Source organism: Streptomyces sp. CRCS-T-1 (genome assembly GCF_024442335.1).
GTDB lineage: Bacteria > Actinomycetota > Actinomycetes > Streptomycetales > Streptomycetaceae > Streptomyces > Streptomyces koelreuteriae.
In genome coordinates this window covers 700,863-725,590 of the sequence record NZ_CP101651.1, presented here as the reverse complement: position 1 = coordinate 725,590, position 24,728 = coordinate 700,863, and the positions used below count along the sequence as shown (strand labels likewise).

Annotated in this window: 24 protein-coding genes; 14 read left to right on the top strand and 10 right to left on the bottom strand. The window is 72.5% G+C overall.

What is annotated here, in order from left to right; all coding sequences use genetic code 11:
• The first annotated feature begins 5 nt into the window (after positions 1–5).
• The 5 genes from NNW99_RS03330 to NNW99_RS03310 are packed head-to-tail and all read left to right on the top strand — an operon-like array spanning position 6 to position 4,228.
• A complete protein-coding gene (locus NNW99_RS03330) occupies positions 6–1,349 on the top strand; it encodes an L-fuconate dehydratase (protein ID WP_215117088.1) in 1,344 nt (447 codons plus the stop codon).
• Entirely contained in the window at positions 1,346–2,101 is a 756-nt protein-coding gene (locus NNW99_RS03325) for an SDR family NAD(P)-dependent oxidoreductase (protein WP_215117087.1), read from the top strand. The genes NNW99_RS03330 and NNW99_RS03325 overlap by 4 nt, the downstream gene beginning before the upstream one ends.
• The gene (locus NNW99_RS03320; protein WP_215117086.1) at positions 2,098–3,084 is read left to right on the top strand and encodes an aldo/keto reductase; all 987 of its coding nucleotides are present in this window, start codon (positions 2,098–2,100) and stop codon (positions 3,082–3,084) included. Before NNW99_RS03325 ends, NNW99_RS03320 begins: the two co-directional genes overlap by 4 nt.
• Positions 3,081–3,398, top strand: coding sequence for an L-rhamnose mutarotase (locus tag NNW99_RS03315; protein ID WP_215117085.1), 318 nt, complete (start codon positions 3,081–3,083; stop codon positions 3,396–3,398). Before NNW99_RS03320 ends, NNW99_RS03315 begins: the two co-directional genes overlap by 4 nt.
• Positions 3,395–4,228 (top strand): amidohydrolase, encoded by an 834-nt coding sequence (locus tag NNW99_RS03310; RefSeq protein ID WP_215117084.1) that lies wholly within the window; start codon positions 3,395–3,397, stop codon positions 4,226–4,228. The genes NNW99_RS03315 and NNW99_RS03310 overlap by 4 nt, the downstream gene beginning before the upstream one ends.
• On the opposite strand, the gene NNW99_RS03305 is transcribed toward NNW99_RS03310, so the two are convergent.
• The gene (locus tag NNW99_RS03305) at positions 4,216–5,637 is read right to left on the bottom strand and encodes a lipase maturation factor family protein (RefSeq protein ID WP_215117083.1); all 1,422 of its coding nucleotides are present in this window, start codon (positions 5,635–5,637) and stop codon (positions 4,216–4,218) included. The two genes, NNW99_RS03310 and NNW99_RS03305, sit on opposite strands and share 13 nt — an antisense overlap.
• Positions 5,638–5,769: 132 nt before the next feature.
• Between NNW99_RS03305 and NNW99_RS03300 the strand changes: the two genes are divergently transcribed.
• From NNW99_RS03300 to NNW99_RS03290, 3 genes are all read left to right on the top strand, one after another.
• On the top strand, positions 5,770–6,852 hold the full coding sequence (locus NNW99_RS03300; RefSeq protein ID WP_215117082.1) for a DUF6777 domain-containing protein: 1,083 nt from the start codon (positions 5,770–5,772) through the stop codon (positions 6,850–6,852).
• 76 nt (positions 6,853–6,928) lie between these two features.
• Positions 6,929–9,016 (top strand): SpoIIE family protein phosphatase, encoded by a 2,088-nt coding sequence (locus tag NNW99_RS03295; protein ID WP_215117081.1) that lies wholly within the window; start codon positions 6,929–6,931, stop codon positions 9,014–9,016.
• Between the two features lie 22 nt (positions 9,017–9,038).
• On the top strand, positions 9,039–9,902 hold the full coding sequence (locus NNW99_RS03290) for an Fpg/Nei family DNA glycosylase (RefSeq protein ID WP_215117080.1): 864 nt from the start codon (positions 9,039–9,041) through the stop codon (positions 9,900–9,902).
• 7 nt (positions 9,903–9,909) lie between these two features.
• Here the strand turns inward: NNW99_RS03290 and NNW99_RS03285 are convergent, their stop codons facing one another.
• The 4 genes from NNW99_RS03285 to NNW99_RS03270 all read right to left on the bottom strand — a co-directional run bounded on the left by NNW99_RS03285 (position 9,910) and on the right by NNW99_RS03270 (position 13,231).
• A complete protein-coding gene (locus NNW99_RS03285) occupies positions 9,910–11,091 on the bottom strand; it encodes a PP2C family protein-serine/threonine phosphatase (protein ID WP_215117079.1) in 1,182 nt (393 codons plus the stop codon).
• Between the two features lie 117 nt (positions 11,092–11,208).
• Positions 11,209–11,868: a zf-HC2 domain-containing protein gene (locus NNW99_RS03280; protein WP_215117078.1), complete on the bottom strand. Its 660-nt coding sequence runs from the start codon at positions 11,866–11,868 to the stop codon at positions 11,209–11,211.
• 150 nt (positions 11,869–12,018) lie between these two features.
• A complete protein-coding gene (locus tag NNW99_RS03275) occupies positions 12,019–12,531 on the bottom strand; it encodes a hypothetical protein (protein WP_215117077.1) in 513 nt (170 codons plus the stop codon).
• 154 nt (positions 12,532–12,685) lie between these two features.
• Positions 12,686–13,231 carry a sigma-70 family RNA polymerase sigma factor gene (locus tag NNW99_RS03270; protein ID WP_215117076.1) on the bottom strand — a complete coding sequence of 182 codons (546 nt, stop codon included), beginning with the start codon at positions 13,229–13,231 and terminating at the stop codon, positions 12,686–12,688.
• A 223-nt stretch (positions 13,232–13,454) separates the two neighbouring features.
• Between NNW99_RS03270 and NNW99_RS03265 the strand changes: the two genes are divergently transcribed.
• Positions 13,455–14,609, top strand: a complete 1,155-nt coding sequence (locus NNW99_RS03265) for a CapA family protein (protein ID WP_215117075.1) — start codon at positions 13,455–13,457, stop codon at positions 14,607–14,609.
• A gap of 33 nt (positions 14,610–14,642) precedes the next feature.
• Here the strand turns inward: NNW99_RS03265 and NNW99_RS03260 are convergent, their stop codons facing one another.
• Complete coding sequence (locus NNW99_RS03260; protein ID WP_215117074.1) at positions 14,643–15,104, bottom strand: universal stress protein; 462 nt, start codon at positions 15,102–15,104, stop codon at positions 14,643–14,645.
• An 89-nt stretch (positions 15,105–15,193) separates the two neighbouring features.
• Here NNW99_RS03260 and lysX point away from each other — a divergent pair, with 89 nt between their 5' ends.
• Together lysX and NNW99_RS03250 are read left to right on the top strand one after the other, a co-directional pair.
• Complete coding sequence (gene lysX, locus NNW99_RS03255; protein ID WP_215117073.1) at positions 15,194–18,484, top strand: bifunctional lysylphosphatidylglycerol synthetase/lysine--tRNA ligase LysX; 3,291 nt, start codon at positions 15,194–15,196, stop codon at positions 18,482–18,484.
• An 89-nt stretch (positions 18,485–18,573) separates the two neighbouring features.
• Entirely contained in the window at positions 18,574–19,407 is an 834-nt protein-coding gene (locus NNW99_RS03250; RefSeq protein WP_215117072.1) for a polysaccharide deacetylase family protein, read from the top strand.
• A gap of 38 nt (positions 19,408–19,445) precedes the next feature.
• Here NNW99_RS03250 and NNW99_RS03245 read toward each other — a convergent pair whose 3' ends face one another.
• Positions 19,446–20,114 (bottom strand): class F sortase, encoded by a 669-nt coding sequence (locus NNW99_RS03245; RefSeq protein WP_215117071.1) that lies wholly within the window; start codon positions 20,112–20,114, stop codon positions 19,446–19,448.
• Positions 20,115–20,466: 352 nt separating this feature from the next.
• On the opposite strand from NNW99_RS03245, the gene NNW99_RS03240 reads away from it, so the two are divergent.
• Complete coding sequence (locus tag NNW99_RS03240; RefSeq protein WP_215117070.1) at positions 20,467–20,955, top strand: hypothetical protein; 489 nt, start codon at positions 20,467–20,469, stop codon at positions 20,953–20,955.
• A gap of 104 nt (positions 20,956–21,059) precedes the next feature.
• Here the strand turns inward: NNW99_RS03240 and NNW99_RS03235 are convergent, their stop codons facing one another.
• From NNW99_RS03235 to NNW99_RS03225, 3 genes are all read right to left on the bottom strand, one after another.
• Positions 21,060–21,620: a hypothetical protein gene (locus tag NNW99_RS03235; protein WP_215124123.1), complete on the bottom strand. Its 561-nt coding sequence runs from the start codon at positions 21,618–21,620 to the stop codon at positions 21,060–21,062.
• Between the two features lie 214 nt (positions 21,621–21,834).
• On the bottom strand, positions 21,835–22,569 hold the full coding sequence (locus NNW99_RS03230; protein WP_215124122.1) for a DUF4239 domain-containing protein: 735 nt from the start codon (positions 22,567–22,569) through the stop codon (positions 21,835–21,837).
• Between the two features lie 55 nt (positions 22,570–22,624).
• Positions 22,625–22,837, bottom strand: a complete 213-nt coding sequence (locus NNW99_RS03225) for a hypothetical protein (RefSeq protein ID WP_251057690.1) — start codon at positions 22,835–22,837, stop codon at positions 22,625–22,627.
• Between the two features lie 73 nt (positions 22,838–22,910).
• Between NNW99_RS03225 and NNW99_RS03220 the strand changes: the two genes are divergently transcribed.
• Both NNW99_RS03220 and NNW99_RS03215 read left to right on the top strand, forming a co-directional pair.
• Complete coding sequence (locus NNW99_RS03220) at positions 22,911–23,204, top strand: hypothetical protein (protein ID WP_251057689.1); 294 nt, start codon at positions 22,911–22,913, stop codon at positions 23,202–23,204.
• A gap of 315 nt (positions 23,205–23,519) precedes the next feature.
• Entirely contained in the window at positions 23,520–24,503 is a 984-nt protein-coding gene (locus NNW99_RS03215; protein ID WP_215117068.1) for an SCO0930 family lipoprotein, read from the top strand.
• Positions 24,504–24,728 lie beyond the last annotated feature (225 nt).

Genomic DNA, 24,728 nt, shown 5'->3' with positions numbered 1-24,728 from the left:
CCCCCGTGTCCCCGACGCCCGCCCGCATCATCGCGGTCGACACCCACGACATCCGCTTCCCCACCTCGCGCGAGCTCGACGGCTCCGACGCGATGAACCCGGACCCCGACTACTCGGCGGCCTATGTCGTCCTGCGCACCGACGCGGCCGACGGGCACGAGGGCCACGGATTCGCCTTCACCATCGGGCGGGGCAACGAGGTGCAGGTCGCCGCGATCGACGCGCTGCGCGGACACCTCATCGGCCGCTCGGCCGACGACCTGTGCGCCGACCCCTCCCTCCTGAACCGCGACCTGATCGGCGACAGCCAGCTGCGCTGGCTCGGACCCGAAAAGGGCGTGATGCACATGGCGATCGGCGCGGTCGTCAACGCCGTGTGGGACCTGGCCGCCAAGCGCGCGGGACTGCCGCTGTGGCGGCTGCTCGCCGAGGCCGACCCCGCGTGGCTGGTGCGCCAGATCGACTTCCGCTACCTCACCGACGCCCTCACCCCCGAGGAGGCCCTGACCCTGCTGCGCCGAGGCCGGGAGGGCGCCGAGGAGCGCACGGCCCGGCTGCTGGAGCGCGGCTATCCCGCCTACACCACCTCACCCGGCTGGCTCGGCTACGACGACGAGAAACTCACCCGGCTCGCGGCCCGGGCCGTCGCCGACGGCTTCCGGCAGATCAAGCTCAAGGTCGGCGCCGACCTCGACGACGACATCCGCCGCTGCCGCGTCGCCCGGTCCGTCATCGGCCCGGACGTCCGCATGGCCGTCGACGCCAACCAGCGCTGGGACGTCGACGAGGCGATCCGCTGGACCAAGGCCCTCGCCGAGTTCGACCCGTACTGGATCGAGGAGCCCACCAGCCCCGACGACATCCTCGGCCACGCGGCGGTCCGCCGGGCCGTCGCCCCCGTGAAGGTCGCCACCGGCGAACACGTGCACAACCGGATCGTCTTCAAGCAGCTCCTCCAGGCCGGCGCGCTCGACGTCGTCCAGATCGACGCGGCCCGCGTCGGCGGCGTCCCCGAGAACCTCGCGATCCTGCTGCTCGCGGCCAAATTCGGCGTGCCGGTATGCCCGCACGCGGGCGGCGTCGGCCTGTGCGAACTCGTCCAGCACCTGTCGATGTTCGACTACGTGGCCCTCTCGGGCACCACCGAGGACCGCGTCATCGAGTACGTCGACCATCTGCACGACCACTTCCTCGACCCGGTGGTGATCCACGAGGCTCACTACAGGGCACCCACCGCGCCGGGCTTCTCGGCCGCCATGCGGCCCGAGTCACTGGCGCGATTCACCTACCCGGGCGGCGCGTTCTGGGCCGCCGACCTCGACGAGCGGAAGAAGGGTCAGGCCGTATGAGCGACTTCGAGGGCATCACAGCCCTGGTGACGGGCGGCGCCTCCGGCATCGGCCGGGCCACCGCCGACCTGCTGGCCGAGCGCGGCGCCCGGGTCGCCGTCCTCGACCTGGACCCGTCGCCGGTCGACAAGCCGCTGCTCGCCTACCGCGCGGACGTCACCGACGACGCCTCCGTGCGCGAGGCCGTGGCGGCCGCCGTCGCCGACCTCGGCGGGCTCGACGTCCTGGTCAACAACGCGGGCATCGGAGCCCAGGGCACCGTCGAGGACAACCCCGACGACGAATGGCACCGCGTCTACGACGTCAACGTCCTCGGCATGGTCCGCACCGCCCGCGCCTGCCTGCCCCATCTGCGCGCCTCCGCGCACGCCGCGATCGTCAACACCTGCTCCATCGCCGCCACCGCGGGCCTGCCGCAGCGCGCCCTGTACAGCGCCACCAAGGGCGCCGTGTACTCGCTCACCCTCGCCATGGCCGCCGACCACGTCCGCGAGGGCATCCGCGTCAACTGCGTCAACCCGGGCACGGTCGACACACCCTGGGTCGGCCGCCTCCTCGACGCCGCGCCCGAACCGGCCGCCGAACGCGCCGCACTGGAGGCCCGCCAGCCCACCGGCCGTCTCGTCTCGGCGGCCGAGGTCGCCGGCGCCGTCGCCTATCTGGCCGGACCCCTCTCCGGCGCCACCACGGGCACCGCCCTCGCCGTCGACGGCGGCATGCAGGGCCTGCGGCTGCGCCCGGCGGCCCGGTGAACCGGCTCGGCGGCAGCCGCGTCGAGGTCAGCGCCCTGTCCTTCGGCGCCGCCGCGATCGCCAACCTGTACTCCGAAGTCGGCGAGGCACAGGCGCACGACGCCGTGGAGGCCGCCTGGCAGCGGGGCATCCGCTACTTCGACACCGCCCCGCACTACGGCCTCGGCCTCTCCGAACGCCGCCTCGGCGCCGCCCTGCGCGACCGCCCCCGAGGCCAGTACACGATCTCCACCAAGGTGGGCCGCCGCCTGGAGCCCTCCGACGGCACCGGCGACGACCTGGCCCACGGCTTCGCCGTACCCGCCACCCACCGCCGCGTGTGGGACTTCAGCGCCGACGGCGTACGACGCACCCTGGAGGCCAGCCTGGAACGGCTCGGCCTCGACCGCGTCGACGTCGTCTACCTCCACGACCCCGACGAACACGCCGAAGAGGCCTTCCGGGAGGGCTATCCCGCCCTGGAGAAGCTCCGCGGCGAGGGCGTGGTCGGTGCGATCGGCGCCGGAATGAACCAGGCGGAGATGCTCACCCGCTTCGTCCGCGACACCGACGTCGACGTGGTGCTCTGCGCAGGCCGCTACACCCTGCTCGACCAGAGCGCCCTCACCGACCTGCTGCCCGCGGCCCGGGAACGCGGCAGGTCCGTCGTCATCGGCGGCGCCTTCAACTCCGGCCTGCTGGCGAACCCGCGGCCGGGCGCCACGTACAACTACACCGTCGCCCCCTCCGAGCTGGTCGAACGCGCCCTGCGGCTGAAGTCCGTCGCCGACCGCCACGGCACCACGCTGCGCGCCGCCGCCCTGGCCTTCTGCGCCGCCCACCCGGCCGTCGCCAGCGTCCTCGTCGGGGCCCGCTCGGCGCACGAGGTCCGCGACTGCGCCCACCAGTTCGCCGCGCGCGTGCCCGGTGCGTTCTGGCACGACCTGCGCACCGAGGGACTGCTGCCCGCCGACGCCCCCGTCCCCACCGAGGAACCGTCATGAGAGTCGCCCTGCACACCAAGGTCCGCGCCGACCGCGTCGCCGCGTACGAGGCCGCCCACCGCGAGGTCCCCGAGGAACTCACCGACGCCATCCGGGCCGCCGGCGCCACCTCCTGGACCATCTGGCGCAGCGGTACCGACCTCTTCCACGTCCTGGAGTGCGAGGACTACGCCCGTCTGCTCGCCGAACTGGAGAAGCTGCCGGTCAACGTCGCCTGGCAGGCCCGCATGGCCGAGCTGCTGGACGTCGTGCACGACTACTCAGGCGAGGGCGCCGACGCCGGTCTGCCGGTCGTCTGGGAGCTGCCGTCATGACCGTCGTCGACGCCCACCACCATGTGTGGGACCTGTCCGTACGGGACCAGGACTGGATCACCGGTCCCGAACTCGCGCCCCTGCGCCGCGACTTCACGATGAAGGACCTCGAACCCGAGGCGAGGGCGGCCGGAGTGGGCCGTACGGTCCTCGTCCAGACGGTCATCGTGCCCGAGGAGACCCCGGAGTTCCTTGCCCTGGCCGACGAGCACGACCTGATCGCCGGCGTCGTCGGCTGGACCGACCTCACCCGCCCCGACGTCGCCGAGGAACTCGCCCGGCTGCGGGAACTCCCCGGCGGCCGCCACCTCAAGGGCATCCGCCACCAGGTCCAGGGCGAACCCGACCCGGAATGGCTGCTGCGCCCGGACGTACGCCGGGGACTGGGCGCACTCGCCGACGCCGGGCTGGTCTACGACCTCGTGGTCCTGCCCCATCAGCTCCCGGCCTGCGCACGGGCCGCCGCCGACCTGCCCGGCCTCACCTTCGTCCTCGACCACCTGGGCAAACCGCCCATCGCCTCCGGCGCCCTCGAACCCTGGGCGTCCGGCCTCCGCGCCCTCGCCGCCCGGCCCAACACGGTCGCGAAGCTGTCCGGCCTGGTCACCGAGGCCGACCTCGCCTCCTGGACCGTCGAGGACCTGCGCCCGTATGCCGACGTGGCCCTGGAGGCCTTCGGGCCGGGCCGATTGATGTACGGCTCGGACTGGCCGGTGTGCACGCTCGCCACCTCCTACGGCGGCACCCTCGACCCCGTACGCCGCCTGACCTCCGAGCAGGACCACGAGCAGATCCTCGCGACCACCGCCACCCGCGTCTACGGCCTCTGAGCGCTCTCCGCCAGCCGCGTCGGCGGCAGGTACTCCCGTACGTACGTCCGCTCCCAGCACGCGCCCGTCTCCCGCAGCTCGCGCCAGGTCGTGTAGCGGTAGCGGAACAGTCGGGCGCGTACGTACCGAGGGGGCGCGTCCGGCGGGAACGGCGAGCGGCGCAGCAGCTTCAGCGTGGCCCGGTCGTTCTCCAGCAGCCGCTCCACCAGCGTGCCGAACCAGGAACCGGCGTAGGCGGGGGAGAGGGCCGCGAACCACATCATCCAGTCCAGCCGCAGATGGTAGGGCGCGAACTGGCGCGGCCAGCGCCGGGGATCGCCCGGCTTGCCCTTGAACTCGTACTCCCGCCAGTCCGAGTCCTCGCGCGGCACCTCGTCCGCGGTGCCCTCGACGACCACCTCGTAGCGGATCCGGCTCACACTGCCGAACGCCCCGTAGGTGTTGACCAGATGGACCGGGTCGAAGGAGCGGTTCATCACCTGGCGGCGGGAGACCATGTTGCGGACCGGCTGGTAGCTGAGAACCACGAGCAGCGCCGCCACCGCCAGCACCACGACCACGTACCAGAGCGGGGCCTCGGGCCTGTCCGGTGGATCGGCCGGGAACCGTACCGCCGACAGGGCCAGCACGATCGTGATCCAGTTCAGCCAGGAGAAGTTGCCCGACAGCACCAGCCAGAGCTGGGTGGCGATCATCAGCGCGGCGGCGGCCGTCGCGACCGGCTGCGGGGTGAACAGCAGGAACGGCACCACGAGTTGGGTGACATGGTTCGCGGCCACCTCGACCCGGTGCAGGGGCCTGGGCAGACGGTGGAAGAACCAGCTCAGCGGGCCCGGCATCGGCTGGGTCTCGTGATGGTGGTCCAGACACGTCAGCTTCCGCCAGCATGCGTCGCCGCGCATCTTGATCAGCCCCGCGCCGAACTCCACCCGGAACAGGATCCACCGCAGCAGGAACAGCACGACGAGCGGCGGCGCCACCTCGTCGTTGCCGAGGAACACGGCGAGGAAGCCGACCTCCAGCAGCAGCGACTCCCAGCCGAACGAGTACCAGGTCTGCCCGACGTTGACGATCGACAGGTACAGCAGCCATGGCACCAGCCACAGCAGCATGCCGCCCCACAGCGGCAGCAGCGAGTCGAGCCCTGCCAGCAGCGCCGCCGACACCGCGCAGCCCGCCCAGGCGCAGAGCGCGAAGAAGCGGTCCGAGTAGTGCACCTGGAACAGGCTCGGCGCCCGCTTGAACGGCACCCGTTCGACGAACTCCGGCACCGGCAGCATGCCGCGCCGCCCGATCAGCGCGCGGAACTGGAGCGCGGCCGTCAGGAACGCGACCAGATACACGGCGGCCAGCGCCCGCTGGAAGACCAGCCGGCTCAGCCAGTAGTCGGATGCGGTGAACCAGTCCACGGCCGTGCGCTCCTCCCGATGCCGTGCCGGACCCCAGTGTCACGCTCCGTGTGGCGCCGCTCCGGTTGCGTAACCCAAGAGAGTGAAGCAAACAATAGGGACGAATCGCTGGAAATGAAGCAGGAGGACTGGGTGCGGACACACACCGGGGCCTTCGCCATGGCCTGTGTGCTCTCGACGGCGCTCCTCCTCTCGGGCTGCGGCACCGACAGCGAAGGCGACGGTGACGGCGCGGACGCCGGCGCGGAGCTCTTCCTCCAGCCGGCCGCGGCCCGGGGCCCCGACCCCTTCACGGACTCCACGGCCCTCACGACGGCTACCCCGTCCCCCGCCCCTCGAACGCCGGGGGCGTCCGGCCCGGCCGGCGCGGCCCGGGTCCCGGTCGGCCCGCGCTCGCTCTCCGGCGGGACACCCGGCCTGTACGGCGGCATCGAGCGGACCGGCAGTTGCGACATCGCGCGGCAGATCGGCCACCTCACCCGCGACCGGGCCAGGATGCACGCCTTCGCCGGGGTCGCGGGCGTCTCCCCGGCCTCCGTCCCCGACCACGTGCGCCGGCTGACCCCGGTGGTGCTGCGCGCCGACACCCGCATCACCAACCACGGCTTCCGGGCCGGACGGGCGGGCGGCTACCAGTCCGTCCTCCAGGCGGGCACCGCCGTCCTGGTCGACGACCGGGGCGTGCCGCGCGTCCGCTGCGCCTGCGGCAACCCGCTCCGTCCGCCGGTGGCGACGCCGGGCACGCCGCGCGGCCGGGGCACCCCCTGGCCCGGCTACCGGCCCGGCCGGGTGATCGTCGTGACCCCGTCCCCGCAGGTGATCACCGACTTCACGATCATCGACGTCGCCTCCCGCACCTGGATCGTGCGGCCCACCGGCCACGACGTACGCCACGACCGGGCCCTGCCGCCACCGCTGTGGGCGCAGCGGTCCGCGACGTCCCCCACACCTTCGCCCCTGTCCCCGGGCGTGGGCAGCGCGGCTCCCCGGGACGAGAGCAGCCCGGCAGCCGTGGATTCACCGCCGGGCGACGCGTTCGTACCACCGCCGGACGCGACCGGCCCACTCCCCGACGCGACCGGCCCACCCCCAGATGAGATCGGCCTATCCCCAGAAGAGATCGGCCCGGCTCCGGAAGCCCCCGCCGGCCCCGACACCGTGCCGGACAGCCCCGACCTGCCCGACGGAGCCGGTCTGATCCCCGATGGCGACTGAGAACCGGTCCGGCCGGGAGGCCCGTACGCCCGGCACATCGGTCGAAGAATCGGATGATTCCTGGCAAGGTGGGCCCATGGCTGATCGGGGAGGGAGCGCCCTGTCACTCCCGGACGACTGGCCCGCCCACCCGGATCCGATCCTCGCGCTCAACCGGATGGGCAGTTTCGACTGGGATCTGGACACCGGCCTGATGCAGATGGACGCCCAGGCCCACGAGGTCTTCGACGTGCGCCTCGACGAGTACGACGGCCACCCCGAGACGCTCGCCAAGCGGGTCCCGCCCGGCGAGGCACGGCGCCTGGACACCGCGGTCTCCCAGGCCCTGAAGGACGGCAGCGAGAACTACGGCGCCTACTTCCGCATGCGCCGCCGCGACGGCACCCTGCGCTGGACCCACACCCAGGGCTACATCCGGCGCGACGACACGGGGCGGCCCCGCCGCATCATCGGCATCGTCCGGGACGCCACCCAGGAACTCGGCGAGAGCGAGGCCCGCCTCGACCAGGCCGCCCGCGACGAGGCCCGCCGGGAGCAGACCAGCGTCGTCGAACTCACCACGGCCGCCCTCGCCCACGCCCGCACCGTCCAGGACGTCATCGACGTCCTGAAGGACACCCACGGCCTCACCCACCTGGGCGCCACCAGCCTGGTCATGGGCCTGGTCGAGGCCGGGCGCATCCGCCTGGTCGCCGAGGGGCCCTCGGACAGCTTCGTGCCCGGCACCCGCGTCACCCGCATCGACGAGCCCTACCCGATGAGCGAGGCCGTACGGACCCTCGGCCCCCGCTTCATCGAGTCGCCGGAGGAGTTCGCCGAGCGCTACCCGATCCTGTGGCCGCACATCACCGACCTGAACATCACCTCGGCCGCCTATCTGCCGCTCATCGTCCAGGCCCGGCCCATCGGCGCGATGGGCCTGCTCTACAGCGACCGGCGCGGCTTCACCCCCGAGGAGCGCAACATCCTCGTCGCCCTCGGCAGCAGCATCGCGCAGAGCCTGCAGCGGGCCATGTTCTACGAGCAGGAGATGGACCTCGCCCAGGGCCTCCAGCAGGCCATGCTGCCCCGCACCATCCCGAGCGTGCCCGGGGCCGACGTCGCCGTCCGCTACCGCGCCGCCACCATCGGCGGCTCCGTCGGCCGGGACATCGGCGGCGACTGGTACGACCTCATCCCGCTGCCCGGCGGCCGGGTCGGCGCCGTCATCGGAGACGTCCAGGGCCATGACACGCACGCGGCCGCCGTCATGGGCCAGCTGCGCATCGTGCTGCGCGCCTACGCCGCCGAGGGGCACACCCCGGCCACCGTGATGGCCCGGGCCTCCGTCTTCCTGCACGAACTGGACACCGACCGCTCCGCGACCTGCCTCTACGCCGAGGCCGACCTGTCGACCGGCGTGCTCCAGATGGTCCGGGCCGGCCACATCGACCCGCTCGTGCGCCGACCCGACGGCTCCTGCCGCCGCGTCACCGTCCAGGGCGGACTGCCGCTCGGCCTGTCCGCCGAGTTCGGCCGCCTCGACTACCCGGTGGCCACCGTGGAACTCGACCCCGGCGACACCCTGCTGCTGTGCACCGACGGCCTCGTGGAGCAGCCCGGCGCCGACCTCGACGACGGCATGCGCACCCTCACCGCGCTCGTCGCCACCGGCCCCGACGACGTACGCGACCTCGCCGACCGGCTCATCGACGTGGCCGCCGAGCGCTGCGGCGACGACGACGTGGCGCTGCTCCTGCTGCGCCGGCGCGGCCCCGACGGCCCGCAGTCCGGCCGCCGGCTCCAGCGGCACGTGGCCCCCGGCGACCCGGCGGCCCTGACCGAGGCCCGGCACATGATCCGCACCGCCGTCGGCGGCTGGGGAGCCCGGGACCGCGCCGACGAGATCGAACTCGTCGCCGACGAGCTGATCACCAACGCCCTGATGCACACCGAGGGCTCCGCGATCGTCACCCTGCGGGCCCTCACCGGCTCCGGCCGCCGGCTGCGCGTCGAGGTCGAGGACTCCTCCAGCGCCCTGCCGCGCCGCCGCGAGGCCGGCGAGTCGGGCGTCTCCGGACGGGGCCTGCTGCTGGTCGACCTGCTCACCGACGCGTGGGGCGTGGAGGCACGCGGCGGCGGCAAGGCCGTGTGGTGCGAGTTCCAGATGCCCGACCAGGACTGACCCCGCATGGCACTCTGGACTCATGCCGGAACTCCCCGAGGTCGAGGCGCTCAAGGACTTCCTGGCCGAGCACCTCGTCGGCCATGAGATCGTCCGGGTGCTGCCCGTGGCGATCAGCGTCCTGAAGACGTACGACCCGCCCCTGTCCGCGCTGGAGGGGCACGAGGTCGTCGCCGTGCGCCGGTACGGCAAGTTCCTCGACCTCGCGACCGAGGGCGGCCCGCACTTCGTGACGCACCTGGCCCGCGCGGGCTGGCTGCACTGGAAGGATCGCCTGCCCGACGGCCCGCCCCGCCCCGGCAAGGGGCCCCTCGCGCTGCGCGTGGCCCTGGAGACCGGCTCCGGCTTCGACCTGACCGAGGCCGGCACCCAGAAGCGGCTCGCCGTGTACGTCGTGGGGGACCCGCAGGAGGTCCCGGGCGTCGCCCGACTCGGCCCGGACCCCCTCGCCGACGACTTCGACGAGGAACGCTTCGCGGAACTCCTGGCCGGTGAACGGCGGCAGCTCAAGGGCGCCTTGCGCGACCAGAGCCTCATCGCGGGCGTGGGCAACGCCTACAGCGACGAGATCCTGCATGCGGCGCGGATGTCGCCGTTCAAGCTGGCCGCGTCCCTGAGCGCGGAGGAGACCCGCCGGCTGTACGAGGCCCTGCGCGACACGCTCACCGAGGCCGTAGAACGCTCCCGGGGCGTGGCGGCCGGGCGGCTGAAGGCCGAGAAGAAGAGCGGCCTGCGCGTCCACGGCCGCACCGGCGAGCCCTGCCCGGTGTGCGGCGACACCGTCCGGGAGGTGTCCTTCAGCGACTCCTCGCTGCAGTACTGCCCGACCTGCCAGACGGGCGGCAAACCGCTGGCGGACCGCAGGATGTCCCGGCTGCTGAAGTGACCCGCCGTCACCGGGACGGGGGCGACCACTCGAACATGAGGATGGTCGCGTCGTCCCGCAGCCGGCTGCCGGACGAGTCGAGGATGGAGTGGATGAGCCGCCGCAGCGTCTCGGGCGCCAGCTCGCCCGAGGCCGTCGCCCGGATGATGTAGTCGGCGAACTGCTCCAGACCGAACTCCGCGCCGTCGACGGCCCTCGCCTCGGTGACCCCGTCGCTGTACATCAGCACCCGGTCCCCGGGCTGCAGAGCGATCTCGTGGGTGCGCCGCTTCACCCCGGCCAGCCGGGACGGCAGCCCCATCGGCGGTTCCGGCTCGCGCCGCATCGCGTCGACGTCCGGCCGTCTGTCACGGATGAGCAGCGGGGTCGGATGCCCGCAGTTGCACCAGCGCAGCACCCCGGTGGCCAGATCCAGCTGGGCCAGGACCCCCGTGCAGAACTGGTCGGGCAGCCACTGCGCCAGCGCGTCGTCCACGCTCTGCACCAGGTCGGGCAGGTCCGCCCCGATCCGCCGGGCATTGCGGCACGCGGCCAGGGACACGGCCGTGGTGAGCCCGGAGGCCAGGTTGTGTCCCATCGCGTCGAGGACCGTGGCGTGCAGGGCCGTCTCGGTGAGGGAGTGGTCGAAGGCGTCGCCGCCGAGCTCGTAGGCCGGCTCCAGCACGGCCGTGGACACGACGTGCGCGGTGCCGATCGTGCGGGGCGGCAGAAAGGCCCGCAGCATCTCGGCGGGCAGCCGCATCGGTTTGGTGCGCGTCCGCCGGACGAAGGAGTCCTGGTATGCCCGGGCGGACGTGATCATCATGGCGAGGAGCGTGGCGAGGGCCTTGCCCCGGCGCAGCACGGCCGGGGTCAGCGAGGCCGAGTGCACGGCGAGGACACCGACACGTTCCGCGCCGTCCACGAGGGGGATCCAGGCCGTCATGCCACCCGACTCGGACTCCTCCACGCGCAGGGACTGGGTGCGGTAGGTCCAGCCGGCGAGCGAGTCGTCGACGGGCAGGGGCGAGGCCACGTCGGTGAGCGGTACGAGCCGGCGCTGCTGGATGTCGACGAGGTACACCGCGGAGTGCTGGAGCCCCAGGGCCTCGGAGCAGAGGGCCGCGGCGGTGGTCAGGTCCAGCGCCCTGTTCCCGGGGTCGGCGAGGTACTCCTCCAGGCGGCCGTCGCCGTCCTCTGACGCCGCCACCTCGTCTCCCCTCGTCGTCGGCCGCGGACACCCGGCTGCCTCCCGGGTGCGCCAACCAGCAGTCTCACACCGGGCCACGCGGGGTGCCCGGCGACAGGGGCGGACGGACGACGGCCGCTAACGCGGCTGAAGCTTCACCAGGACCTCCCCGGACGCCGCGCGGACCTCGTAGCGGGCGGTCTCGTCCGGGTGCTTGGAGGAGCTGGCCATCATCGTGTTGGGGTGGGTGTCGTGGCCGGGGCCGTGCCAGCTCGTCGCGGTCTCCTCGGTGCCGTCCCGGCCCACGATGACCAGGTGGCAGGAGCGGGGACCGGCCGCGTCCTTGACCTTGAGCTCGACCTGGCTGCCCGAGGCCTTGTCCTCGACCGTGACCTGGGCCCAGACGCCCGAGCGCGCGTCGGTCGCCGCGACCGTCACGGGCCCCGCCTCCTCGCCGCCGCCCTCGGCCATCATCGCGACGGCCGGTACGGACACCGCGAACACCACCGAGGCGGCCAGCGCGAACAGCAGGCGTCTGCGTCCGGCCCGGCGCTTCGTCGCCACCTCGGCCAGCAGCCGGTCCAGCATGCGCGGCCCGGGCTGCGCCATCGGGTGCACGAACCGCGGTGTCGCCCGCCGGTACAGCATCAACTGCCGTGTCGTCACACCGAATTCCGTCACCTCTGCAGCGCACCGAGGGCACTCCATGAGGTGGTCCTCGAAGCGGAAGGCCTCCGCCTCGTCGAGCACGCCGAGCGCGTAGGCGCCGACGTCGCGATGCCGTTCCAGGGACCTCATGCCGAATCCTCGTGCCGTTGGGTGCGGGTGGGGTTACTCCTTGCTCCCACCGGTACGGACCAGGCAGCGGAATCACTCAAGCCGGTGACACAATCGCAACCTATGGATTCGGAGCCCTCCGCGCGGCGGATTGGTCCGAGGCACGGAAATCTAAAAAAGATGGATCGCGAGGTGTCCCAGCGGCAGTCCGAGCTGCCACGCGGGCGTCCAGACCTTCGGCCCCTCGTCCTCCCCGACCACCGGAGCCCCGCCCGGCACCGCGTTCAGATCGGGCGCGAGCAGCTCCGTCTCCTGCAGCCAGCGCCAGGCCTCGTCCGCCAGGTCCAGGTCCGGCGCGGGCCGCCCCGCCTCCGCGGCCGCGCAGGCCAGCTCGGCCAGTCGCTCGCGCACCCACTCCTGCCACGGCTGGTCGTACGCGGTCAGTGACAGCCACGTCTCCAGCTGGGTGACGACCCGGATGCCGGACAGCTCCCCGTCGGTGTCGGAGAGGAAGACGGTCAGCGCCAGGGCGTCCCGCCCCGCCCGGAACTCGAAGGACGTCGGCGGCATCAGATCGCCGGTCCGCAGCAGCTCGTCGGCGATGTACTCGGCGTACAACCACGCCATGGGAACGGTCAGTTCACCGTCGGAACCGTCCGTGCTCTCTTCACCTCTGTGCAGCATCCCTTCCTGCCTTCCTCCGGTACGTGCGCGCAGCCCGACACCGGGCCCCGGGGGGCGCTGTCGGCCCTCTTCCGGAACACGGATGAGAACAGCCGATTACTCAACCGGGGTGTTCAGCAAGGCGCTTTACGGAGGCTTGACCCGAGCGTCGGTTTCAGCGCAGGTCGGCGGCGTATCCGGGAAGCACCCGGCGCAGGGCGCGCAGCGCGTAGTACGCGCGGGACTTCACGGTACCGGGCGGGATCCCGAGGGTCGCCGCGGCTTCCGCCACACTCGCCCCCTGGAAGTACACGAGCACCAGGACTTCACGGTGCTCCGGAGTGAGTGTCTTCACAGCCTGGCGGACGTCGAGCATCGCCGCGGCCCGCTCGGCGTGGTCGGAGCTGACCCGCGCGTTCTCCAGCACCGCGTCGCCGACCTCGGCCGGACGCGCCTGCCGGGCCCGCCGGGCGTCGATCGCGAGCCGCCGCCCGACGGTCATCAGCCAGGGCCGTACGGACTCGAAGTCGTCGGCGCGCAGGGCCTCGGGGTGCTGCCAGGCGCGTACGAGCGTCTCCTGCACCAGGTCCTCCGCGCGCTGCCGGTCGCCGTCGCAGAGCCGGAGCAGGAGCGCGAAGAGGGGCCGGCCGTGCTCCCGCTGCAGTGCGGCGAGCTCGTGCTCGGCGGTCGTCCCGTTCGTGAGAGTGGATCCGGCCGTCATGGCCGTATGCCACAGCAGGGGGCGGCCGGGGGACAGGGCACGTACCCGCCCGTGCGACGGACGGTCGATCGCGTCGACGAACGGTTCGACGAACGGTCACCTCGCCCGGACCGGTGCGTTCCGGACGGGCTAATGAGCGTGTCGGAGCCGCGTGGGACGCCCAGAGCCTTCTTTCCTGATGGTGCGTAAATACGACCACAACGCCCACAGTGGGGTGAATGGCATGATCGCACGCAGTCGACAGGTGGCCCTGGCCCTGACGGTCGTCCTCGCCGCGGGTGCGGCCTGCCAGGCCCGCGGCAGCCACGAACCGCGCGGCCCGGGACGCCCGGCACCGTCCGCCGCGCCCCGCGGCTTCACCCTGGTCGCCTCCGGTGACGTCCTCCCGCACAGCTCGATCATCGACCGGGCCCGCTTCGACGCCGGAGGCACCGGCTACGACTTTAGGCCGATGCTCTCGGGGATCCGCTCCGTCGTCTCCCGCGCGGACGTGGCCCTGTGCCACATGGAGACCGTCTACGGCGAGAACGGCGCCTACACCGGCTACCCCACCTTCAAGTCCCCGCCGGAGGTGGCCGAGGCCCTCGCCGCCACCGGCTACGACGGCTGCTCCACCGCCTCCAACCACACCCTGGACGACGGCGCCGACGGCATCCGGCGCACCCTCGACGCCCTCGACCGCGCGGGCGTACGGCACGCCGGCTCGGCACGCGCCGAGGAGGAGGCGGGCACGGTCACGGTTCTCCAGGCGGGCTCCGCGAAGATCGCCCACCTCGCCTACACCTACGACACCAACGGCATCCCGCTCCCGGCCGGACAGCCCTGGGCCGTCAACCTCATCGACGAGGGCACGATCCTTGCGGACGCCAGGGCCGCACGCCGGGCGGGCGCCGACGTGGTCGTCGTCTCCCTGCACTGGGGCACCGAGTGGCAGGACGCGCCCGACGACCGGCAGCTCACCCTGTCCCGGAACCTCACGGCCGCGCGCAGCGGGGGACGCCCCGACATCGACCTGATCCTCGGCACCCACGCGCACGTCCCGCAGGCCTACGAGAAGGTCAACGGCACCTGGGTGATCTACGGCATGGGCGACCAGATCGCCGGCGAGATGACCAACCACCGGGGCGCCAAGGACCCGCGCGGCAACCAGTCCACCCTCGGCCGCTTCACCTTCGCCCCGCCCGCACGCCCGGGCGGCCGTTGGGAAGTGACGAAGGCCGAGTTCGTCCCCCAGCTCTTCGACGTCGACGCCGGCCGCGTCGTGAACCTCAACCGGTCGATCGCCCAGGGCGCCGACGGCCAGGCCGTCCGCGACCGGATCCGGAAGATCGTGCTGGGCAGGGGCGCGGCCGGAGACGGACTGGTGATGGGGGAGTAGACCGCGAGCACCGCGCTCCTGGCCGGCAGGCCCCTACGGCACCACCGTCACCGGCCACCGCCCGGCCTTCACCAGCCGTACCGCGACCGAGCCGACGATCCGGTGGCCGGCCTGCTCGGAGGCGCCCACGACCACGGCGTCCGCCTTGAGTTCGTCGGCCGCCTGGACCAGGCCGTTGTACGGGTCGCCGGGGAACGTGTGGAACTCCCAGCGGACCTCGAAGATCCCCTTCAGGCGCTCGGCCGCCTCCCGGATCTGCGCGACAAGGTCCTCGGCTATCTCGTCGGTCGTCTCCGCCACCGGCGCCCCGAGCGCCGCCCCCGCCGCCAGCACCGGCTGCACGTACACCACGGCGAGCAGCGCGTGCTGCCGCCGGGCCAGGCCGGAGGCGTAGGCCGCGGCCCGCAGGGAGGAGTCGGAGCCGTCCACTCCGACGAGGATCACCTTCGGCCCGTCCGTGCCCCGCTCGAACTGATGGGCGTGCTGTTCCGTCACGCCGCGAGGCTATCGGAGCCCTCCGCCCCACCCGCCGGCCGGGAGCGCTCGACGGGCGAGAAGGGGCGGGTGTTCCTAGAGTCGAAAGCATGAGTGCCATCGCGGACACCGGGACGGCCGAGAAGGACACGGGGGGCCCGATACGGCCGCCCCGCGGCCGGGCCCACGGCCTCCTGGGCCGGGTACCCGAGGGCTTCGCGGTCTTCTTCGGCGTTCTCGGCGTGCTCTGCGCCCTGCTCGCGCTCATCCCGCCGCTGCGCACCGGACTGCGCCCGCTCGTCTCCTTCCTGGACCTGTTGCTCGTCCCCGTCAGCGCCAACCTCGCCTACGCGGTCTTCCTGTTCCTGCTCGCCGCCGCCACCGGCGCCCGCAAGAAGATCGCCTGGTGGCTGGTGGTCGTCTACCTGGGCCTGCTGGTCCTGTCCGACATCGTCGGCATGGCCGTCGGCCAGTTCGCCGAGTCCGTCCCGTCCTTCGTGGTGTGCGGCCTCGCCCTGGCCCTGCTGATCGTCGCCCGCGGGGAGTTCTACGCCGCCTCGCGCCGCGCCGCCGTGCGCCGCGCCCTCGCCGTCCTGGTGGCCGGGCTGGTCGTGGCGATCCTGGCCGGCTGGGCCCTGGTCGCCGCCTTCCCCGGCACCCTGCCCGGCAACCAGCGCCTCGCCTGGGCCGCGAACCGGGTCCTGGGCGGCCTGGTGCCCGCGGGCAGCTTCGACGGCCGCCCGCCGCACGCCCTGTACTTCCTGCTCGGCCTGTTCGGCGCGCTCGCCCTGCTGAACGCCGCCGCCACCCTCTTCCGCTCCCAGCGCCTCGAAGCCGCCCTGCACGACGACGAGGAGGCCCGCATCCGCGCCCTCCTCGGCCGCTACGGCGACCAGGACTCCCTCGGCTACTTCGCCACCCGCCGCGACAAGGCCGTCGTCTTCTCACCCAGCGGCACGGCCGCCGTCACCTACCGTGTCGAGGCCGGGGTGTGCCTGGCCAGCGGCGACCCGGTCGGCGACCGGGAGGCCTGGCCGCACGCGATCGCCGTCTGGCAGGACGTGGCCCGCCGCTACGCCTGGATACCGGCCGTGATGGGAGCCTCCGAAGAGGGCGCCCGGGCCTTCGTGCGCGCCGGACTCGGCGCGTTGCAGCTCGGCGACGAGGCGATCCTGCACGTCCTCGACTTCGACCTCGACGGCCGCGACATGCGCGTCACCCGCCAGGCCGTCAACCGCGTCCGCCGCACCGGCGCCGGTTGCCGCGTCCGCCGCCACTCCACCCTGAGCGAGGAGGAGATGCGCCAGCTCGTCGAACGGGCCGACGCCTGGCGCGACACCGAGACCGAACGGGGCTTCTCCATGGCCCTGGACCGGCTCGGCGACCCGGCCGACGGCGACTGTCTCCTCGTCGAGGCCCACGACAAGGACGGCCGGCTCCTCGCGATCCAGTCCTTCGTGCCCTGGGGCAAGGACGGCGTCTCCCTGGACCTGATGCGCCGTGACCGCGCCGCCCCCAACGGCGTCATGGAGTTCATGGTCGCCGAACTGTGCCACGCCGCCCCCAAACTGGGCGTGCGCAAGGTCTCGCTGAACTTCGCCGTGTTCCGCTCCGTGTTCGAGGAGGGCGCCCGCATCGGCGCCGGACCGGTCCTGCGCCTCTGGCGCCGCCTGCTGCTGTTCTTCTCCAAGTGGTGGCAACTGGAGGCCCTGTACCGGTCCAACGCCAAGTACCGCCCCGAGTGGTACCCCCGCTTCCTCTGCTACGCGGAGGCCGCCTCCCTCGCCAAGGTCGGTCTCGCCTCCGGCATCGCCGAGGGCTTCGTCTCCGTACCGTCGATGCGCAAGTTGTGGGGAAGAGGGCACCCGAAGGGCGGACAGCGGCCCGTGACCACGGAGGGGCTGCCGTCCTTGGCGGAGCTCGGCCTCGCCGGAGGGGACGGGACCGAGCCCGCCGACCCTCTCTCCGGCCTGTCCGACCAGGTCCGGGTCCGGCACGGCAAGCTCGACCGGCTGCGCGCCGCCGGCACCGACCCCTACCCGGTGGGCATCCCGGCCCGCACCCACACCCTCGCCGAGGTCGCGAACGGCGAACAGGTCACCGTCGCCGGTCGCGTCATGCTGGTCCGCGACTTCGGCGGCATCGTCTTCGTCGTCCTGCGCGACTGGTCGGGCGACCACCAGCTCGCCCTCACCCGCGACCGCTCCGGCGACGCCCTCGACCGCTTCACCGCCGACACCGACATCGGCGACCACATCACCGCCACCGGCCGGGCGGGCGTCAGCGACCGGGGCGAGCCCACCGTGTTCGTCACCGACTGGCAGCTCACCGGCAAGTGCCTGCGCCCCCTGCCCGACAAACGCCGGGGCCTCGCCGACCCCGAGGCCAAGGTCCGCCGCCGCTACCTCGACCTCGTCGCGAGCCCCGACGCCCGCGAGGTGATCCGCGCCCGCTCCACCGCCGTCCAGGCCCTGCGCCAGGGCCTGCTGGACCGCGGCTACCTCGAGGTCGAGACGCCGATGCTCCAGCAGATCCACGGCGGCGCCAACGCCCGCCCCTTCACCACCCACATCAACGCCTACGACCTCGACCTCTATCTGCGCATCGCCCCCGAGCTGTACCTGAAGCGGCTGTGCGTCGGCGGCATGGAGAAGGTCTTCGAACTGGGCCGCACCTTCCGCAACGAGGGCGTCTCCTACAAGCACAACCCCGAGTTCACGATGCTGGAGGCCTACCAGGCCTTCGCCGACTACGACGTGATGCTCGACCTCGTCCGCGAACTCGTCCAGGGCGCCGCGACCGCCGCCTTCGGCACCCCCGTCGCCCACAAGGACGGCACGGAGTACGACATCTCCGGGCAGTGGCCCGTCAAGACCGTCCACGGCGCCATCAGCGAGGCCCTCGGCGAGGAGATCCACCCCGGCAGCGACCTGCCCGAGCTGCTCCGGCTGTGCGACCGCGTCGGCGTGCCGTACACCGCCGACGACGGACCCGGCGACGTCGTCCTGGAGATGTACGAGCGGCTCGTCGAGGAGAAGACCCGGCTGCCCACCTTCTACAAGGACTTCCCGACCGACGTCTCCCCGCTCACCCGGCAGCACCGCACCGACCCGCGCCTCGCCGAACGCTGGGACCTCGTCGCCTTCGGCACCGAACTGGGCACCGCCTACTCGGAGCTGACCGACCCCGTAGAGCAGCGCCGCCGCCTCACCGCCCAGTCCCTGCTCGCCGCCGGCGGCGACCCCGAGGCGATGGAACTCGACGAGGACTTCCTCGACGCCCTCGAATACGCCATGCCCCCCACCGGCGGCCTCGGCATCGGCGTCGACCGGCTGGTCATGTTCCTCACCGGACTGACGATCCGGGAGACCCTGCCCTTCCCCCTGGTGCGCCGCCGCTGACCCGTCTGCGTGCGCCGACCGGGTGAAACCGCGCCGCCGCACCGGTGTTGCTCAGGTGCGCCGGTCTCCCGCCGGGCGACTCATGAGTCATGAAGAAGGATCAGTTGCTCACCCGCCGCCGGGTGTTGCTCGCCGGCGCCGGCGCGGCGGGCGCCGCCGCCACGGCCGGTGTGTTCGCGGCGGTCACCGGAGGCGGCCCCACCGGGACCGTCCCGGCAGCCGGGCCCCAGGTCCGCCGCCCGCTCAACTCCTCCGCGTACCGGCTCCAGCCCCTGACCGGATACGGCCCGCCGCATGCCGCGCCCCGCCGCACCCTGGTCCGGCGCGCACCCCTGCTGCGCTTCTCCGGCCGCGGCCGCCACATGGTGCTGACCTTCGACGACGGCCCCGACCCGCGCTACACCCCGGCCGTCCTTGACACCCTCGCCAAGTACGACGTGCGCGCGATGTTCTTCGTGTGCGGCGGCATGGTCGCCGACAACAGGGAACTGCTGGCGCGCATGGCCGAAGAGGGCCATGTCGTCGGGAACCACACCTGGTCCCACCCGCTGCTCACCCGCCTCACCCGCAGGGGGATCCGCTCCGAGATGGAACGCACCTGCGACGTCATCGAGGATGCCTACGGGGAGCGCCCCGAATGGTTCCGCGCCCCCTACGGCGCCTGGAACCGCACCGCGTTCCGGCTCGGCGCCGAACTCGGCATGGAATCCCTCGCCTGGACGGTCGACACCCTCGACTGGACCACCCCCGGCACCCGGTCCATCGTGCGCCGGGTGGAGAACGGCGCCGCCCCCGGCGTCGTGGTGCTCTCCCACGACGCCGGGGGCGACCGCTCGCAGAGTGTGCGGGCCCTGCGGCGCTATCTGCCCGAATTGCTGGACGCCGGATACCACGTCAGCGTCCCCCGGCGGCATTACGAGTGAAAGGCACCGTCAGGCCTTCGCCCGCAGAGCCGGAAAGCTCAGCGCACCTCGACCGCGCGGGCGAAGGCCACGACATTGCCCGCATAGCCGTTCTGCTGGGAGAAACCGCCGCCGCAGGTGATGACCCGCAGTTCCGCCGCGCCCTTGGACGCGTACACACGGTCGCCCGGGAAATTGTTCTTCTCGAACACCTCGACGCCGTAGATCTCGAACACGACGGTCTTTCCGTCCTGCCGGGCGACCTCGACGCGGTTTCCCTTCTTCAAAGCGCCGAGTGCGTAGAACACGGCGGGACCCAACTGGTTGTCGACATGGCCGACGACGACCGCGGTGCCCTTCTCGCCGGGGGTGACGGCCCCGGTGAACCAGCCGGCCAGGTTCGGGTCCTCGGGAGGGGGCGCGCCGACCCAGCCGTCGGCGTCCAGGCCCACGGGGATGATCGGCGTGTCGACCTGGATCGCCGGGATCCTGACCCGGTCCGGGAGGGAGTAGGGCAGGGGCTGCACGGTCCCGGCGAAGGTGGCGCCGGGCACCCGGCTGTCCCTCGCCGCCGCCGTCGCCGGTTGCGGCGGACCCTCGTCGAACTCCCCCGAACCGTTCCGGATGAGGGCGAGGCCGGTCAGCAGAACCAGCGCTATCACACCCCACGGCGCGCGCTTCCTCGGCCGCGCCTCCTCTTCGGCCTGGGCCAGCTCGGACGCAGACATTCGCCATCCCCTCTCGACGCGGCCGTCGCCGTGTCTTTCGCGCATATCAGCACGCTAAGTGCCGCGCGTGAAACCGGCGACGGGGCGGCGGCGAACGGGTGGCCCACGGCCGCGACGGGCGGCCCGGGTATTTTCAGGTGCGCCATCCGAGTTGCCGCCGCGAGGAAATTTCTGACGGTCCGTGACCTGCGGCGATATCCCCTTGTGTGGATTTCCCGCGGTATCCGCTCTCACCAGGACGGACCATTCCCGACATGCGGGTCCGGGCACGGCAACTGACTGTCTTTCTGGGAGGCGCTTTCTCGCCGATCGACCGGGGACGGGTCCCGGGGCGTCTTCCGCGGAGGATCACATGCGTAACACTCGTGCTCTGGCGGTCGCGGGCGCCGCGGTCGCCGCCCTCGGGCTCTCCGCCCCCGCGGCCGTCGCGTGGGACAGACCGAGCAACGTCGTCGCCCTGCCCAGCGTGATCGCCCGCGGCGGCCAGCTGACCATCACGGTCGACGGCTGCCCCCGCGGCGGCACGGCGACCTCCAGTGCGTTCACGATGCCGGCGACGCTCTCGCCCATCCGCGGCACCAACGAGACAGCGAGGGGCACCGCCACTATCAGGAACAACGCTCGCCCGGGTCCCTACGACATCACCGTCAGGTGCAACAACAGGACCCTGACCAAGCCGCAGGCCTTCTCCGTCATCGGCGGTGTCCGCGGCGGTATCGGCGGCAGCAGCACCACCGGTGCGACACCGACCGACATGGCCATCGGCGGCGGCCTCGTCACGGCGGCGGCCGTCGGCGGTGGCTTGTTCTGGATGCGGCGCAGGGCCGAGCGGCACGTCTGACGCCCTGCCCTCTCCGCTCCTGAACGGTGAACGGTCTTCGCCCCGGGTCCTCCATGGATCCGGGGCGAAGACCGGATCCGTCGGCGGCACGCGCGCCGGGCCGGTCAGCCGGTTTCCTCGTCGGTGCGCCGGCGCGCGAGGTGGTAGGTCGTCCCCAGTGCACCGGCGATGAGCGCGGCGCCGAGACCGATCTCCTTGAGGTCGAAGCCCGCGAGGGTGCCGCCCTCTCCGGCGTGCGCGCCCTTCGACGGGTGGCCGTGGTGGTCCCCCGGGTGGTGCGGGGAGTGGTGCGTCGGCTGCTGCGTGGGGTGGTGCGTCGGACGGCCGCCCGCGATGGTCAGTCGCGCGGTGCCGCTCGACTCGTCACAGACGAACTCCACGTCGTACACGGCTCCGGGCTTGGCGTCCCAGTCGACCACGGCCCGGGCCGAGGACTCCCGGGGCGGGATGGCGACCAGGTCGAAGACCGGTGAGGACACCACCGCCTCTCCCCGGCACGCCGCGTTGCGGACCACCCGCAGCGTGACCCTTTCGCCCGCCGCGACGGTGGAGGGCTCGACACTGAAGCCGAAATCGGTCCGTACCGCCGCGTAGGCGGTCGGCATGCAGGAGGCGAGGGCGCCGGCGCCCAGCAGTACGGCCGAAGCGACGCGTATCGCGCGCATGGTGACCTCCGGGTCCCCGAGGAGCAGCCGCGGACCTGTTCCGCTCACGTGCACCTCGTTGCCCGAAACGCTAGGAACGGGTGCGCCGCGGCGCGATCGCAGTAGCGCGAATGGGGCACACGTGTGCTCCGCCCGGGGGAACTCCGCTACCGCGGCCGGGGGAGGCGACGGCGTGTCGCGCGCTCCCCGGCCCGGATCCGTGGTGCGGGCGCCGTCAGTCCCCGGCGCCCGGGAAGAGATTGAGGAACGGGTCCGCCGACGCGGTCACGCCTCTGCTGTACGGCGAGTCGAAGTCCCAGATCAGGAACAGCAGGAAGGCGATCAGCGCCGAGAACAGCCCGGCGAGGACCATTTCCCGGGTCGTTCTGCGGATCTGCAGGGCGAAGATCATCCCGATGGTGACGACGGCTCCGGCGATCAGCCCGAACCACACCACGCCCGGCATGGTCTCCCCGGTCGACTCCGCCCGGGCGATCCGGGCCTGGTTGGCCGCGGTCACCTGGTCGAGGAGCGGCTGGTAGGCCTGGGCCTGGAAGTCCGTCTTCGGCTCGTAGTCGGTGACGTCCTGCCGGACGCGCTCGAAGAGTCGGTGACCCCGCTCGGTGACACGGCCCTCGTCGGCCATGGTGTCCCACTCGGTGGTGACGACGTAGCCCACATAGGCCTCGATGTCGTCCCGGATCCGGTCGCGGGCGTCGGCCGGGTAGACCCGGACCCGCTCCGAGACCTCGTGCAGCGCGGTGGCCTCGGCCTGCACGTGGTCCTGGGCGGCGCTGCGCCCCTCCCAGACACCGGCGATCGCCAGGCCCAGGACGATGGCGTACACGACGCCGATCCACATCGTCATGTACTCGATGACGTCCGGGGTCTCGCTGGGGTCCTCGTCGTCGGACGCCGTGCGGTGGCGTACGAGGGTGATGATGACCACCACGGCGCAGGCGGCCAGCATCGCGAGGGTGAGAACAAGCCATTCCGGCAAGAGGTACCTCCAGGGCTTTCAGGGATCAGCGCGCGCGCAGCGCGGCGACGGCGACCACCGCGGGCACCGTGACGAGCAGGACGAAGGTGAGCGGCGACATCGTGCTGCTCGTCCGCCGTGGCCGCGGCGCGGCGCGATAGCGCGGGTAGTGCACGGGTGAGGCGGACGGACGCGGCTTCGGAGTCGCCGACGGCTCGGGCGCCGGAGCCGGGGGAGGGGGCGGCGGTGGCGGTGGCACGGGCCTGAGGGTCGGCTCGGGACGGGGCGCCGCCGGGCGGGGAGCGGGTGGCGGTGGCGGCTCGGGCCGGGCCGTGGGCTTCGGAGGCGGTGGCGTCGGGTCCGGAGACGGGCTCGGCGTCGGCGACGGCTTCGGCGGCGGGGGCGTCGGGGTCGGTGTGGGAGTGGGCGTGGGCGTCGGTGTGGGTGTCGGGCACGGCGGCTTGGTCGGCCAGGTCTTGCTCCCGGCGTACGCCACCGCCTTCGTGCCGTCCGGCCCCGTCGAGGCGTACGCGCAGGCGGTGGCCACCGCCACCGAACCCGGTGCGCCGACGAGCGCCCAGGTCAGCGCCGCCACCGCCAAGGCCCTTACGGCGACGGCGGGTTGAATCGGAAGGGGTCCATACACGACGAAGATCATGAGCCTTGTTCCGCCGGGACGTGCCGGAGCGCAAGGGGATTGCCCCGAAAGAGGGATTTCCGGGTGCTGCCGGTTTGACCGGAGGTCGCCCGCAGGGTGCTCGGCGCGCATGTCTGTGCGACGAACGGCGGCCCCCGTCACAGGTCGCGGGCGGCACTCCTCACAGGTTCCGGAAAGAAATTTGGCCGGTCGTTGAACACAATCGCTGCTCCCGTGCGTACTCATGGCCGTGCGGCGGCGCAGCAGGGCGCTGCAACACCCTTGCGATTATGGGGAGTTGACGATGAAGACCTCCTGGCGGAGCGCCTCACTCGTGGCGAGCGCCGCGGCGGTCCTGGCGCTGACGACGGCGTGCGGTCAGGACAGCCCTCCGGCGGCCAGCCAGAACGTGGGCGCCACGGCGGCGCCCGGGGATTACGGAAACATCGGCTCCGGGACGGCCGGTGCGGGCGGCACCGCGAGCAGCCCGGCTGCCACGCCGAGTGCTTCCAGCCCGTCCAACCCCGCGGGCAAGCTGTCGGTCTCCACCGCGGACGAGATCGGCAAGGTGGTGACCGACAGCCTCGGTCTCACCCTGTACCGGTTCGACCAGGACACCGAGCAGCCGCCCAAGTCGAACTGCGACGGCGACTGCGCCAAGACCTGGCCGCCGGTCCCCGCGGACGACGCCGAGGCCGGCGAGGGCATCGACAAGGCGCTGCTCGGCTCGGTCACCCGGGCCGACGGCACCAAGCAGCTCACCGTGGGCGGCTGGCCGGCCTACCGCTACGCCAAGGACGTCAACGCGGGCGACGTCAAGGGCCAGGGTGTGGGCGGCAAGTGGTACGCGCTGGCCCCCGACGGCAAGAAGGCGCAGGAGGGCGGTGCGGGCGCCGCCGACGGCGGCGGAGCCGAGGCGGAGGCCGGTCTCTCCACCCGTGAGGACCCCAAGCTCGGCGAGATCGTCGTCGACAAGAACGGCATGACCGTCTACCGGTTCAAGAAGGACAAGGCCTGGCCCAAGCCGGTCTCCAACTGCACCGGCGAGTGCCTGAAGAAGTGGCCGCTCGTGGAGCCCGTCGACTTCGCCGACACCAAGGGCATCCAGGAGAAGGGCTACATGATCTTCGACCGGACCGACGGCAAGGGCAAGCAGCAGACGATCAACTGCTCGCCGATCTACACCTTCGCCGGTGACAAGGCTCCGGGCGACACCAACGGCCAGGGCGTGGGCGGCACTTGGTACGCCGTGCGCCCCGACGGAAAGCTGGTCGGCGCGTCGGAATAGCAGAGAAACCTCCCCAGGGTTGACCCTCGCGTCACCCGACGGAGCCGACCCGGTCCGCCCCTCCGTGACTCACGGAGGGGCGGACCGTTTTGCCGTGCTTCACCTGAACTCATCGAATTCTCAACACTCTTCCCCTTCCGAACCGGAACTCTCCGGAATGCCCCGAACACTGTTCGTCATATGTTCGAAGGGTGGGCGGACGGGTATCAATTCGGCACGTGCCGC

Excerpts from the sequence above, each read along its gene's own strand:
- NNW99_RS03325 (WP_215117087.1), top strand. The coding sequence starts at position 1,346 with ATGAGCGACTTCGAGGGCATCACAGCCCTGGTGACGGGCGGCGCCTCC.
- NNW99_RS03315 (WP_215117085.1), top strand. The coding sequence starts at position 3,081 with ATGAGAGTCGCCCTGCACACCAAGGTCCGCGCCGACCGCGTCGCCGCG.
- NNW99_RS03310 (WP_215117084.1), top strand. The coding sequence starts at position 3,395 with ATGACCGTCGTCGACGCCCACCACCATGTGTGGGACCTGTCCGTACGG.
- NNW99_RS03295 (WP_215117081.1), top strand. The coding sequence starts at position 6,929 with ATGGCTGATCGGGGAGGGAGCGCCCTGTCACTCCCGGACGACTGGCCC.
- NNW99_RS03290 (WP_215117080.1), top strand. The coding sequence starts at position 9,039 with ATGCCGGAACTCCCCGAGGTCGAGGCGCTCAAGGACTTCCTGGCCGAG.
- NNW99_RS03280 (WP_215117078.1), bottom strand. The coding sequence starts at position 11,868 with ATGAGGTCCCTGGAACGGCATCGCGACGTCGGCGCCTACGCGCTCGGC.
- NNW99_RS03275 (WP_215117077.1), bottom strand. The coding sequence starts at position 12,531 with ATGCTGCACAGAGGTGAAGAGAGCACGGACGGTTCCGACGGTGAACTG.
- NNW99_RS03270 (WP_215117076.1), bottom strand. The coding sequence starts at position 13,231 with ATGACGGCCGGATCCACTCTCACGAACGGGACGACCGCCGAGCACGAG.
- NNW99_RS03265 (WP_215117075.1), top strand. The coding sequence starts at position 13,455 with ATGATCGCACGCAGTCGACAGGTGGCCCTGGCCCTGACGGTCGTCCTC.
- lysX (WP_215117073.1), top strand. The coding sequence starts at position 15,194 with ATGAGTGCCATCGCGGACACCGGGACGGCCGAGAAGGACACGGGGGGC.
- NNW99_RS03250 (WP_215117072.1), top strand. The coding sequence starts at position 18,574 with ATGAAGAAGGATCAGTTGCTCACCCGCCGCCGGGTGTTGCTCGCCGGC.
- NNW99_RS03245 (WP_215117071.1), bottom strand. The coding sequence starts at position 20,114 with ATGTCTGCGTCCGAGCTGGCCCAGGCCGAAGAGGAGGCGCGGCCGAGG.
- NNW99_RS03240 (WP_215117070.1), top strand. The coding sequence starts at position 20,467 with ATGCGTAACACTCGTGCTCTGGCGGTCGCGGGCGCCGCGGTCGCCGCC.
- NNW99_RS03235 (WP_215124123.1), bottom strand. The coding sequence starts at position 21,620 with ATGCGCGCGATACGCGTCGCTTCGGCCGTACTGCTGGGCGCCGGCGCC.
- NNW99_RS03230 (WP_215124122.1), bottom strand. The coding sequence starts at position 22,569 with ATGCTGGCCGCCTGCGCCGTGGTGGTCATCATCACCCTCGTACGCCAC.
- NNW99_RS03215 (WP_215117068.1), top strand. The coding sequence starts at position 23,520 with ATGAAGACCTCCTGGCGGAGCGCCTCACTCGTGGCGAGCGCCGCGGCG.